At 53.8% G+C, this 13017-nt stretch carries 12 protein-coding genes; 4 read left to right on the top strand and 8 right to left on the bottom strand.

Features of this window, described 5'->3' with window-relative positions; translation table 11 throughout:
* Positions 1-276: 276 nt before the first annotated feature.
* Genes ftsX through ftsY form a run of 3 tightly spaced genes read right to left on the bottom strand, consistent with a single transcriptional unit; the run spans position 277 to position 3513 of the window.
* Positions 277-1230, bottom strand: a complete 954-nt coding sequence (gene ftsX, locus AC2FC2_RS10105; protein ID WP_209637738.1) for a permease-like cell division protein FtsX — start codon at positions 1228-1230, stop codon at positions 277-279.
* Positions 1220-1891, bottom strand: coding sequence for a cell division ATP-binding protein FtsE (gene ftsE, locus AC2FC2_RS10100; RefSeq protein ID WP_020824813.1), 672 nt, complete (start codon positions 1889-1891; stop codon positions 1220-1222). Before ftsE ends, ftsX begins: the two co-directional genes overlap by 11 nt.
* Positions 1892-1896: 5 nt before the next feature.
* Positions 1897-3513, bottom strand: a complete 1617-nt coding sequence (ftsY, locus tag AC2FC2_RS10095; protein WP_490659167.1) for a signal recognition particle-docking protein FtsY — start codon at positions 3511-3513, stop codon at positions 1897-1899.
* 222 nt (positions 3514-3735) lie between these two features.
* Here ftsY and rsmD point away from each other — a divergent pair, with 222 nt between their 5' ends.
* The gene (gene rsmD / locus AC2FC2_RS10090; RefSeq protein WP_490659166.1) at positions 3736-4356 is read left to right on the top strand and encodes a 16S rRNA (guanine(966)-N(2))-methyltransferase; all 621 of its coding nucleotides are present in this window, start codon (positions 3736-3738) and stop codon (positions 4354-4356) included.
* Positions 4346-4618: a DUF1145 family protein gene (locus tag AC2FC2_RS10085; RefSeq protein WP_006317223.1), complete on the top strand. Its 273-nt coding sequence runs from the start codon at positions 4346-4348 to the stop codon at positions 4616-4618. Before rsmD ends, AC2FC2_RS10085 begins: the two co-directional genes overlap by 11 nt.
* Here the strand turns inward: AC2FC2_RS10085 and AC2FC2_RS10080 are convergent, their stop codons facing one another.
* From AC2FC2_RS10080 to AC2FC2_RS10070, 3 genes are all read right to left on the bottom strand, one after another.
* Positions 4619-4984, bottom strand: a complete 366-nt coding sequence (locus AC2FC2_RS10080; RefSeq protein WP_209637745.1) for a DUF2500 domain-containing protein — start codon at positions 4982-4984, stop codon at positions 4619-4621.
* A 98-nt stretch (positions 4985-5082) separates the two neighbouring features.
* Entirely contained in the window at positions 5083-6348 is a 1266-nt protein-coding gene (locus AC2FC2_RS10075; RefSeq protein WP_265556395.1) for an MFS transporter, read from the bottom strand.
* Complete coding sequence (locus tag AC2FC2_RS10070; RefSeq protein WP_490659165.1) at positions 6338-7006, bottom strand: hypothetical protein; 669 nt, start codon at positions 7004-7006, stop codon at positions 6338-6340. The genes AC2FC2_RS10075 and AC2FC2_RS10070 overlap by 11 nt, the downstream gene beginning before the upstream one ends.
* A gap of 451 nt (positions 7007-7457) precedes the next feature.
* Here AC2FC2_RS10070 and AC2FC2_RS10065 point away from each other — a divergent pair, with 451 nt between their 5' ends.
* Positions 7458-8084 (top strand): lysoplasmalogenase, encoded by a 627-nt coding sequence (locus tag AC2FC2_RS10065; protein ID WP_209637751.1) that lies wholly within the window; start codon positions 7458-7460, stop codon positions 8082-8084.
* 35 nt (positions 8085-8119) lie between these two features.
* Here the strand turns inward: AC2FC2_RS10065 and AC2FC2_RS10060 are convergent, their stop codons facing one another.
* Positions 8120-8497 carry an AprI/Inh family metalloprotease inhibitor gene (locus tag AC2FC2_RS10060; protein ID WP_490659164.1) on the bottom strand — a complete coding sequence of 126 codons (378 nt, stop codon included), beginning with the start codon at positions 8495-8497 and terminating at the stop codon, positions 8120-8122.
* 55 nt (positions 8498-8552) lie between these two features.
* A complete protein-coding gene (locus tag AC2FC2_RS10055; RefSeq protein ID WP_209637755.1) occupies positions 8553-10016 on the bottom strand; it encodes a serralysin family metalloprotease in 1464 nt (487 codons plus the stop codon).
* A gap of 670 nt (positions 10017-10686) precedes the next feature.
* On the opposite strand from AC2FC2_RS10055, the gene AC2FC2_RS10050 reads away from it, so the two are divergent.
* A complete protein-coding gene (locus tag AC2FC2_RS10050) occupies positions 10687-13002 on the top strand; it encodes a zinc/cadmium/mercury/lead-transporting ATPase (RefSeq protein WP_490659163.1) in 2316 nt (771 codons plus the stop codon).
* Positions 13003-13017: the final 15 nt, after the last annotated feature.

The raw sequence follows: 13017 nt of genomic DNA, 5'->3' as shown, positions 1-13017 counted from the left end.
ATCACGGCGGGGAAATGATTGATTCTACGGCAGTTGCTATTGCAAAAGCGGTCCACACGCCGGGCACCATAACATTTTGCTGCAGATTTTGACCGCGTTCCGCCCTATTAGTTCACAGTTTTTCGATCACGCTGTGCATGACAATACGTGACGAAGACTTAAGCCGATAGGGAATTTGTGCGCAAAGAAGAGACTGGATGATGCTTAAGTTATTGTCGGTAACTCTTCTCCCGCAACACGCTCAGAGCAGCAGAAGAAGAGTATACCAAAAAAACGTTATTGTGGTGTAAATCGACGTAAATGTTGCACGGTGGCTAACCAGGCGGCGATCCAGCCGATCATCGCAGAGACAATCAGCAGCAACAAGGCTTCATCCCAACCTAAACCGTGTAACGTAAAGGTGGTACCAAAGACCTTGGCCACGCCGGTCACTACCGACTCCAACCGCCACACCATCGCACCGGACAAGAACAGCGACAGCAATGCGCCGAAGAAACCCAGCATCGCACCGCCATTCAGGAACGGCCGCAGAATAAAGCCGTCGGTCGCGCCGATCAGTTTCATCACGTTTATGGTGTCGCGACGGCTGAAGATGCTCAACCGCACGCTGTTGCCGATCACCAGGAAGACCGCCACAATCATCAGCACGCCGATCATCGCGGCCACTTGCCCCACCAGCCCGGTCAGTGCGGCCAGACGGGCAAACCAGCTGTCATCCATCCGCACTTCATCCACACCCTGTACCGCTGCCACGCGATCGCGCAGGGTATTAAGGGTATCTGAACTTTGGAAGCTCATTTTCGGCGTGATAATCGCGACCGCCGGCAATGGGTTCTCTTCCAGCATATCCAGTGCGCCGCCAAATCCGGACCAGTTGCGGAATTCGCCCCGGGCCTCTTCACGCGACAGGTAATTCACTTTCTCTACGCCGGCTTCCGCCTTGATGGCGTCGAGCACTTTCACCGCCGCGTCGTCATCGAGGGATTTATCCAGATACACCGTCAACTGCGGCGTTGGGTACCACTGGGTCGCCGCGGTGCTGACGTTTTTCCACACGATGTAGCACACACTCGGTAACGTCAGGGAAATGGCGATCACCATTACCGTCAGCAACGTCGCCAACGGCTGACGCAGCATATCCTTGATGGCGTTCATCCACGCGTAGCGCCATTGTTCACGCCAGCCGCCGCGCAGCGCTTTGCTCTTGGCGGTTTTTGCATTATTCGCCATGATGCGCTCCTCCAGCCATGCGACCCTGACTCAGACGCAGAATACGGTAATTGCGACGAGCAATCAGCCCGGTATCGTGGGTAGCCATCAGTACGGTAACGCCGACACGGTTAAATTCCTCAAACAGACGCAGAATGCCTTCAGACAGCGCATCGTCCAGGTTACCGGTTGGCTCATCCGCCAACAGCACGGCAGGCTTGTTCACCACCGCACGGGCGATGCCCACACGTTGTTGTTCACCACCCGAAAGTTGAATGGGGAAGTTTTTCGCCTTATCCAACAGCCCAACCTTATCCAACGCAGCGGAAACGCGGCGGCGAATGTCTTCGGTGCTGGCACCCGCGATGATCAGTGGCATTGCCACGTTGTCATACACCGTGCGATCCAGCAGCAGATGGTGATCCTGGAAAATCATGCCGATCTGGCGGCGCAGGAACGGCACCTCACGGTTTTTTAACCGACTGATGTCGTGCCCACCAAACCAGATATGGCCGGCGCTTGGCCTTTCGATACCACAAATCAGTTTAAGCAGGGTACTTTTACCCGCGCCGGAATGGCCGGTCAGAAACGCCATCTCTGCCGGGCGTAGATGGAAATCTACCCCCTGCAGTGCCTGCCGTCCGCCCAGATAAGCTTTACTGACCTGTTCAAAGCGAATCATCCGTATTAATCCTCTCGGGCAAAAAGTGCCTCAATAAAATCGTCAGCCTTAAACGGCCGCAAATCTTCGATGCCTTCCCCAACGCCGATGTAACGAATCGGGATAGAGAACTGATCGGCAATGGCGAAGATCACCCCGCCCTTGGCGGTACCGTCCAATTTAGTCAGTGTGATACCGGTTAAGCCCACGGCTTCATTAAATAATTTCGCCTGGCTGACAGCATTCTGTCCGGTGCTGGCATCTAGAGTCAGCATAACCTCATGGGGGGCCTGGTCGTCCAGTTTTTTCATGACGCGGACGATCTTCTTCAGCTCTTCCATCAGGTGCGCTTTGTTCTGCAAACGCCCCGCCGTATCGGCAAGCAGTACGTCGATACCACGGGCTTTGGCGGCCTGCACAGCATCGTAAATCACCGAGGCAGAGTCCGCGCCAGTATGCTGCGCCACAACCGGAATACGGTTACGTTCACCCCACACCTGAAGTTGCTCCACGGCCGCCGCACGGAAGGTATCCCCTGCCGCCAGCATCACCGATTTGCCTTCAGCCTGGAATTGGCGAGCCAGTTTACCGATAGTGGTGGTTTTACCGACGCCGTTCACCCCAACCATCAGAATGACATACGGGTTTTTACCGCCAACATCCAGTGGCTGATCAACTTTAGCCAGAATTTCAGACATTTCCTCCTTCAACTTACCGTACAACGCCTCGGCGTCTTTCAGTTGCTTGCGGCTGGCATGTTGAGTCAGGGATGTAATGATTTTACGCGTGGTTTCCACGCCAACGTCGGCAACCAACAATTGCTCTTCCAATTCTTCAAAGAGATCGTCGTCGATTTTCTTGCCGCGGAACAGGCCGATGAAGCCTGAACCCAAATTTTGCTTGGTTTTTACCAGGCTGCGTTTCAGGCGGGCAAAGAAGCCTTCTTTGGTCGGGCGTTCTTGCTCCTGAGTCACTACAGGTGCCTGCAGCTCAGGTTCTTTTTCTTCTTCAACGTCTTCTGCAACGACAGGGGCGGCGATAATCGGCTCCAAAGCCACCTTAGCCGGTAAAGGCTCTGGCTCCGATGCAGTCACTTCCGGCTTAACCTCAACAACGGGCTCCGGTTCAACCACGTCCGGCGCAATCTCGATAACCGGCTCAGGCTCGACCACGTCCGGCGCAACCTCGATAACCGGCTCAGGCTCAACCACTTCGGGTTCAGACACAATCACCGGCTCAGGTACAACCACTGCAACCGGTTCTGGCTCAACGTCAGTAATCGGCTCTGCGGTCTCTTCTACTGCTGCCGGCTTCTGTTCTAAGGCCACCTGTTCAGTAACGGTAACAATGTCTTCCGCCAACGTGTCTGCCGGTGCAGGGTGCTCGGCAACAACCGGCACGCTTTCTGCTATATGTTCACCGGTCAGGCTACCGTCCCATTCTCCTGGGGTATCTACGGAAGCGGCAGGTTCAGATTCCTGGGCGGGGAGCTGGTCATCCAGCTTGGGGGCAACCGGTTCAGCCGGCGTCTCCACGGCCTGATTATCCGCCGGTTCTACCGACGTCTCAGGTTGCTGTTGCTCTTCTTCCTTCTGGCCAAAGCCCAGCCAGGAGAAAAATCCGCGTTTCTTATCTTTTGCCATGTTATGACTCTACTCCGTACCGAAGGCTTGCTTATACTGATAATTATTCCGCCGAGTCTATCACTTTCCCTCGCGCAGCAACACGCATCCGGTATGCTTTCCGCTGTGAAATCAGGCAACAAAGTTTTACCGTTTCCCCCGGCGCGTCTCACCGGTAGAATAGAGACAACTTTTCGTTAAATCATGCGGCCTCACGGCCATAGAAAGAAATAAAGCAAACCTATGACAAGAATATCGCCACGGGTATCGGCAAAAAAACCGTCCCAGGCTGCGGCCGGGCAGATCCGTATTATCGGTGGCCAATGGCGCGGACGAAAACTGCCCGTACCGAACAGCCCGGGGCTGCGCCCGACGACCGATCGCGTTCGTGAAACTCTGTTCAACTGGCTGGCACCGGTGATCCAGGGCGCACGCTGCCTGGATTGTTTTGCCGGTAGCGGTGCACTCGGGCTGGAAGCCTTATCGCGCTATGCCGGCAGCGTCACCTTGTTGGAGTTCGAACGCCCAGTGGCACAACAGCTGGAGAAAAATCTGGCGCTGCTGCAAGGGAAAGGCGATGTGGTCAACACTAACGCCCTGACCTGGCTGGCACGCAATGCCCAACCCTTTGACGTGGTGTTCCTCGATCCGCCGTTTCGCAAAGGGCTGTTGGCTGAAACTATTGCGCTGCTGGAGCACCAAGGCTGGCTGGCCGATGAGGCCTGGATTTACGTAGAAGCCGAAGCCGAAAGCGCCGCAACTGACGTCCCGGCCAATTGGCAGCTACACCGTGAAAAAGTCGCCGGTCAGGTGGCTTACCGTCTTTATATCCGTTCGCAAGAGAAAACCGACAATGCTGATTAATCTGGGTCGCCTGCTGATGCTGTGCGTGTGGGGCTTTCTGCTCTCCAATCTGTTCCACCCTTTTCCCAAGCCGCTGAAGTACTTCATCGACGTGGCGCTGTTCTTTATGGTGGTGATGCACGGGCTGCAATTAGTTTTGTTGAAGTCCACTCAACCGAAAGATCAACCGATAAGCTACTGGCAGGAAGCCAAGATCTTCATTTTTGGCGTTTTCGAGCTTCTGGCCTGGCAGAAAAAACAGCCCCCCATCAAAAGAAAATAGTTATTGCGGCGCAGGCTGGGCGGTAAAGGAGAGGTAACGCGTTCCTTGCATGCTCAGCATGCCCTGAGTGCCCTTTTCGATCGGATTGTATTGCCACTGTTTCAACCGTAGCCGAATCGCCTCACCGCCATCCAATGGGCTGAACACAACCTCATAGTGCATTGGTTCGTTGACCATGGTTTCACGCTGTGGCGAGCGGGTCTTGGCGACGGGAAATTCGTGCTTATCGCTCACGATGACCTGCAGATTGCGCACCGATGCGCGATCGTTCTCCGCTTCCAGCCGGCGCTGATGAAAATAGCGCTGTGTCGCCAGCACAGCGATCAATGCAATCACAGCAATAAAAAACAGTGGCGGTTTGCTCATCCTAATTTCTATTCCCTGTTGGCTGTATCAGCATAACCATAACAACAACTTTCACGTTGGAGTGCCACCCGTTTTTTGTCATTACCTCACCAGACACATTAAGCGCGCGTGAGTTTCCAGGGTTTAAAGGTTAGCCACAGCAGCAAACCGGGCAATTGCAGCGCGATCAATAAGGCCAACGACCACTGGTAAGCGACCACCGGGTAGCTACCAGCCACCGTAGCCCAATTGCCGATCACCGCGCCCACCAGCCATTGCACGACAAATGCCAACACGAAGACAACCAGATTAAATGAAGCGCTTACCCGGCCAGCTAGCGCAGGTTCGACGGACTGAGCCACAATGGCATAGTTCATGGTCGCTGCCGTACCAAAGAAACTGAATCCCATCGTGATTACATAAGGTGATACGGAAATCCCGCTTAACATCAGCACCTGAAACAGCACAAAAATCGCTACGCCGCAGCCACAAATCATAATCGGCTGCACGGCATATTTACGCAGGTAATCCGTCAACCAGCCAAAACTGAGTGATCCTGCAACCATAGCGACCGTACCTAGCATCAATGCATTGGCCATTTGTGCATTGCTCAGGCCAGCAACATCGTGTAGCCAAGGGCCCATCCAAAGCGCCAAGATCGCCATGTAAGTCGCGTGGGCAAACACCGAATAGAGCCCTAATCGCCAGAAAGTCCATGAGCGATATAAGCGTCCCACTTCGCGACACATATCGCTAAAACGCGTATTTTTCGGGGTAAAGGCACCACGTACCGAAAAATGAATCACCGCACTCACCAATACGGTTAATACAGCCAACAGCAGGAATGCTTCTCTCCAGGTAATCCACGTTAACGCTGCATGCAACGGCGTCGTCGACGCCATGGCTCCCAAACCGCCAACAGAAAGTAGACAGGCGGTACTGAGTGGCAGCCTGTCTACCGGCAGCCAGATTGAGCATGCCTTGATGGCACTCATCAGGGAACCGGCAACACCCAAGCCGATCAAACCACGCCCAATCAGCAACCCCGCCTCGCTATGTGACATTGCAAAAATCACTGAGCCGGCAGCCGCGATCAACAGCATCGGGCTTTGCACCGACCGGGGACCATAGCGATCCAGCATCACACCAAGGGGCAATTGAGCCGCGGCGAACGTGAGGAAATAGACCCCGGTCAACACCCCCAAACTTTCCGCCGGCAGGTGTAACTCATTGGCAAGGTCGTTATAAATCACGGCGTTCACGGTACGGTACAGGTAAGAGATAAAATGGCCCATACCGAAGGGGATAAAAATCGTTAAGAACAGCATGGCGAAGCTTTTTTTCGCTTCCTGTACCGCTACGCTAGAAACCTGTTCATTTGGCATTCTCAGAAGCCTCCTGCTTAATGGGGGAGAATGTGGTACGTATCTCGCAACAGACGCGGCCACGAGCATCATTGAGCCATAGCTCATCAGGTGTCGGCAGCATTTCCGATACGTGAATCACCCGTGCTTTTTTCAGCGCCGTCGTCAGCGTGTCTAAAGAAAGCGGATTATCGAAATCGATAAATAAAGGTTTAGGTTCGCTGTCACACTTGATAAATACCCAACGCGGTAGTGCCTGTTGCTGCTGCCATTCACGCCACTGGATAAACGCCAGAAACTCATCGGAAACTGCTTCAGGCCACCCACCGATGTTAAACGCCCAGGTACGCCGCTTGTACAGGGTACGGTTCACGCGAATGCGGCGTGGCTCGTGGCGTGGCAACATATCTCCCGCCAGTTGAAACAGCAATTGATGCAGCGCAGTGCTGTTGACACAAAGCAAGTCCTCGTGAAAAGCACCCTCCATGTCCTCTACCGTCAGGCGACCAGCCTTGCAATGTAAGCGGGCACGCCCCACGGGATAACGTTTTTCAGCGGCCACACTGCCCCCGCAGCCAGGCAATAATAACTGAGCATAATGCGGTACCAAGGGCCAATCGATATGCGAACGCTGATAACTCTCGGGCGAGTCGGCCAATACCAGCCGCTCCCGACCCATTAGCCTATTAACCTCCTGTTCAATCTCCGTCGTAACGGGGCAAAAAGAATGTTAATTAAGCATTAAAAATGTAAACAATGTTTATTAATTTAATAAGTTTTAAGCAATATCCACGTTTGATTTATTTTTTTGTTTTAGTTCCCAACACCTCGGAACCCTTCCGCGAGCAGCGCCATCACTGATATATTCTATTTTCTTATGATTCGGTCGAGTCATCTGAGGTCTTGTTATAAAGCACCACTTTCCAAGGGGACAAATACGCGCAATAGGTGCCATTTTCCTGATGCACCTTCGCTATAGATCATTCCTGATCACGCCAGATGAGTTACCCTTCACTCGCAAGAAAGCATTGTCGATTGCAGCCGTGCTGCCTACACTGCAATCAGGAAGTGACACTGGTGACAATTTAGAGCCGGATGCTGCGGCTCCCATAATGAATAAGGAAGACATAATGAGTTGGCCGTTCCTTGCCGTATTCTTTTCCGGTTGGCTGTTCGTCGATGCCTCCTACCGCGGGCCGCGCTGGCAACGCTGGGTGTTTAAACCGGTTACCCTGCTATTACTGCTGCTTTTGGCCTGGCAAGCGCCAGTACTGGGTGCCGCAGGTTATCTGATTGTCCTGGGTCTGGTGGCAACACTGATCGGCGACGCCCTGTTGTTGTTGCCGCGAGAGCGCGTGCTTTACGCCATCGGGGCTTTTTTCCTGTCTAACTTACTCTATACCCTGAGTTTCGCGAGTCAGATGACCTTCAGTCTGTTTTGGCCGCTGCCGTTGGCATTGCTGGTAATCGGCATGCTGTTATTGGCAACCATCTGGACCCGACTGGAAGAAATGCGCTGGCCTATCGCCACGTTGGTCGCAATGACGCTGCTGATGGTGTGGTTGGCAGGTGAACAATACTTTATGCGCAGCACAGATTTCGGTTTCTCTCTGCTGGCCGGAACCTCTCTCCTGCTGCTTGCCAACATCGTGTGGTTGATTAATCGCTATCGCTTTACCTTCCGTGCAGCGGATGCGCTCGTGGCGTTCTGCTACTTTTCCGGCCATTTCCTGATCGTACGTTCGTTGTACCTGTAATGCTCAGGGCGGGTTCGGCTATCGAACCCGCTGTATTATGCCAACGCCTTCAGCGTCAAACCGTCATCTGCACCAAGTTGATTACGATAAATATCCCCGTCTCGCGAGAAGAAGACCAATGTGCTGCCGTCCGCCTGCAGCAAAGCGATACCATCGGGCGCAGGGCGCCAACCTACAACCTCAGCCGTAAGCACCTTTTTCAAACACCCCTGCCGATCCACTAATTGGTAGCCGTTGGTTTCACTCTGCTCGCTGGCTAAAAACGCGATCTGACACTGGTGTTCAGCATCGGCGACTTGCCACTGCCCCGCCAGAGACTGCGCGGTGGGAAGAACTAAACTGCTGGCCATAACGGTCCCCGTAACAATCATGCCCCCCGCCATCGCGGCGGCACAGGCTAAGCGGCCTTTCATATCGACTCCTGCATAACGCCCGGCCAGAGTGCGCCGGGCGCTATTATCTTCACTGTTACACGATAAAGTCAGTGGCAACGTCTACCTGGCCCACGATCTTCACCAGGAAGTCCGGTGCCTGATGGCCACCGATGTTCAATGCCAGATCGCTGACGTTATTTGACGCATTGTAGGACAGTAAAGCTTCGCCCGCTGCGCCGCTGAAATGATCAACAAAGTGGATCTGATCGCTGCTCGATACACCCTGATTGAAGAATGACAGATCGATCTTATCGATGCCTTTCTGGAAGTCCTTGATCCAGTCAGACGCACCTGGCGTAGAGTCGCTGACCGCAGAGAAGACAAAAATATCCTTGCCTGCACCGCCCCACAGCTCATCGGCCCCACCACCGCCGAACAGAATGTCGTTGCCCGCGCCGCCTTTCAGCACGTTATTGGCCGCATTCCCGACGATCACATCATTGCCCGAACCACCAATCGCATTTTCAATCGTCACGCCGGCGGCGATAGACACGTTACCTTTCAGCCCGCCCACGTCGGAGAAGGACTTTTCGTTCAGGTTAATGCGCTGATTGGCGGTGTAACCGGAGAAATCGAAGGTGTCATTACCACCCGCATCCCAGGCCGCAAAGATCACTTTTTGCGAATTACTGGTCGTACTGAGGAAATCACGGCCGGTATTGGAGTTGAAGCCATACACCGTGTCACCGGTACGGGTCGACAGGTTAGCGCCATACAGGTGCTGAATGGCTGAAATGTCATCCAGCAACGGTGCCGCAGCGTAGTGACCGCCGTTATCACCGCCGGTATTGGTTTCACTCCAGTAGCTCATCAGACTGAACCCGCGAGTATCCTCGGCATAACTGGCGTTGTTATAGGTTGGATTGCCTTCTCCGGCGTTGTAATCACCCGGATGGCTCAGGCCCAATGCATGGCCAATCTCGTGAGTAAACGTCTGGCGGCCATAATCTTCGCTGGCGGGATGCTTAACGTTGGACTGGTTGACGTTGTACCAAGTCTGACCACCCAGATCCTGCCCTTGGTAGATCGTGTTCGGCAAGAACGCATACGCCTGCGTGCCGTAGTCGTAATGACCAGGGCGATCCTGGCTGTAGTTGCCAAAAGTGATATTGGCCTTTTGGCCGGCGGCAACTTCAGTAAAAGTAATATTGGCCACGTCAGACCACGACTGCAGCGACAGTTTGGCCTGCTGCTGCTGTTCCGCGCTGAACTTGCTCAGCCCGGTATCGCCGGCAACGTTGGTGGAAGAGAATTTATAGTCCGGGAAAGAGAAAGTTAATTTAACCGACTGGTCAAAAACTTTATAACCGTTCCAGGTTTGATTGGTGCGGGTAATAAACAGCCCAGCTTGTTCGGTAGAAAATGAGTCCTTGCCATTAACCTGAATCCCGTTGCCACGTTCGTGGTAATGCAACAGATCGTCTACAGCATTATAGCCGGAGCCGGTCGCCGCAAGAGCCGATTCAGTAACTTCAATTGCCTTTTTAGTAGATTGCATTGGTTCGATTCCACTCATTAGCTGATCGTTATCAATCAGACAGATAGACATAACCTGCCCGTCAGCGACGGAGAACGATCCGGCAACTAGCGGGAAGGGACTTATGCGCCGTTACCGGCAGTGTGTTAGACAGAATTAATGCATATATATCAGCAAATAAGATTACCGCCATAAATGGTAATCGATTCCAATTATAGGCAGGGGTTGGAAACTGAACATAAAATAATCAGCTATATATTCATGTAGCGAAGGAGAGTTATGCTGGTTTTTGCCGTTATTTACAATGTAAATGAAACTTAAACTTCATAAGTTGGCAACAAACTTCAACAAAAATGCGGCCTGTAGGTGCAAGCGGATCGTGCTGGCATTTAAGTGACATAAAGTTAAATTTAGCTAAAGAGTTATAGATTAATAACTCTTTATTATTAGCCGACGGGACTTTTTAGTTTGTATAGGAATAACATTTTCTTATTTTGACTAACGGCCGTGTTTCACCAGACCGAAATGTGCTTATTAAGCCAGTCAATACGTTGAAACGTACGTCACTGACGTAAAAACCCCCTCCGTCTCACAGTTAGCAATAATTCTCATCCCCTGCTTGACTCTGGAGTTGGCTCCAGGGTGTAGAGTCTGCCCAATGAACTTCATTAACGGCCCGGAGGGGGACGCTATGACTCACCATGAAAACCATAATCATCAAGAACACCATCATGCGGAAGGCGGTTGTGGGTGCAATCACAGCCACAGTAAAACCCAGCACGGTTGCAGCAGTGAAAAACAGAGTGGCGACAGCCACAGCGGACATACGCACGCACATGATCATGGCGCTGGAAGTTGCAGCACGGAAGATCATGAGGATCCGGATGAGGAAAGTGACAGGCTAGCTGCCGCCCCTCTCTCCGGAAGTCAGCGCTATAGCTGGAAAGTTACAGGTATGGACTGCCCAAGCTGCGCCAAAAAAATTGAAAACGCGGTGACCGCCATCCCCGGCGTCGACAACGCTCGCGTGCTGTTCGCCACAGAAAAATTGGTTGTCGACGCGCAATCCGATATTAGCCTGCGTATTCAGGACGCGGTAAAACAAGCCGGATTTACCCTGCTCGGGGCGCAAACAGCCCAAGCCGAACAGCCAAAATCGTCGCGCCTTGGCGAGTTCGGTCCGCTACTGTTGCTTACCACGCTGATGATCGTCAGTTGGGCGCTCAGCATGGTCAACCCTGAACTGAGCCGCATTGCTTTTATCGCCACCACATTGGTAGGTCTGGCACCGGTCGCGACCAAAGCGGTTCGACTGATCCGCTCCGGTACGCCATTTGCCATTGAAACGCTGATGAGCGTGGCCGCCATCGGAGCACTGTTTATCGGTGCAACGGCCGAAGCGGCGATGGTGCTGCTGCTGTTTATGGTCGGTGAAATGCTGGAGTCCTATGCCGCTAACCGCGCGCGCCGCGGCGTGAAAGCACTGATGGAATTGGTACCGGAAGACGCCCTGCTGCTTCAAGGCACGCAGCGCAAACGGGTACCGGTATCCAGCCTACGCCCTGGCGATGTGATTGAAATTGCCCCCGGTGGCCGCCTGCCGGCAGATGCCGAACTGATCAATGCGTTCGCCAGCTTCGACGAAAGCGCCCTGACCGGCGAGTCGGTGCCCGTCGAACGCCAGCAGGGTCAAAAAGTCGCTGCGGGCAGTTTGTCGGTCGATCAGGCCGCGCAGATGAAAGTGGTTTCTGAACCTGGCAAAAACGCCATCGACCGCATTCTGCAACTGATTGAAGAAGCTGAAGAACGCCGAGCACCGATCGAGCGTTTCCTCGATCGTTTCAGCCGGTACTACACCCCAGCTATCATGCTGCTGGCTATCGCAGTGATCCTGGTACCACCGTTAATGTATTCACAACCCTGGGATACCTGGATTTATCGTGGCCTGACCCTGCTGCTGATCGGTTGTCCTTGTGCACTGGTGATCTCCACCCCGGCGGCGATCACATCCGGGCTGGCCGCCGCCACCCGCCGTGGTGCGCTGATTAAAGGCGGTGCGGCGTTGGAACAATTGGGCCAGGTACAAACCATTGCTTTCGATAAAACCGGCACGCTGACTGAAGGCAAACCCACAGTCACCGATGTACTCCCGCTCAACGGCATCAGTGAACAACAATTACTGACCCTTGCCGCTGCGGTTGAAGCAGGTTCCCATCACCCGTTGGCGCAAGCAATTATCAAACGCGCCGAGCAATACGGTGCACCTCTGCCACTGGCACAAGGCCGTCGAGCATTGGCTGGCGTAGGGGTAGAAGGTATTGTCGACGGTAAAACCCTGCTGATCAGCGCACCTGCCAAGCTGGCCGCAGGTTTGCTGCAACAACAGGGTATCCAGCAGGTGGAGCGGCTGGAAAATGCCGGTAAGACAGCGGTGGTGGTACTGGAAGAGGGTGTCCCTATCGGCCTGTTGGCGCTACGCGACACCTTGCGCAGCGACGCCAAACAGGCGATTGCCGAACTGAATGCATTGGGGATCAACGGGGTCATGTTAACCGGCGATAATCCACGTGCGGCGGCGGCAATTGCCTCTGAGCTTGGGCTGGATTACCGGGCTGGATTGTTGCCGGAAGATAAAGTGAAGGTAGTGACGGAACTGAGCGAATTGCGTCCAACAGCGATGATCGGCGACGGCATCAACGATGCCCCGGCGATGAAAGCCTCCAGCATTGGCATCGCGATGGGCAGCGGTACCGATGTGGCCCTGGAAACAGCCGATGCCGCGCTGACTCATAATCGCCTGCTGGGTGTGGCGGAAATGATCCGCATCTCACGCGCCACGCATGCCAATATCCGGCAGAACATCACCATTGCATTGGGACTGAAAGGGGTATTTCTGATCACCACGCTGCTGGGCCTGACCGGGCTGTGGCTGGCCGTACTGGCAGACTCTGGCGCCACCGCGCTGGTCACCGCCAACGCGCTGCGGCTACTGAAGAAACGCGACTAGGCAATAACACACTGT

It is taken from the genome of Serratia sp. CoH_122_TC_1, assembly GCF_058191755.1.
The sequence above is the reverse complement of the archived record's forward strand: the minus strand, read 5'-3'. Positions and strand labels throughout refer to the sequence as shown.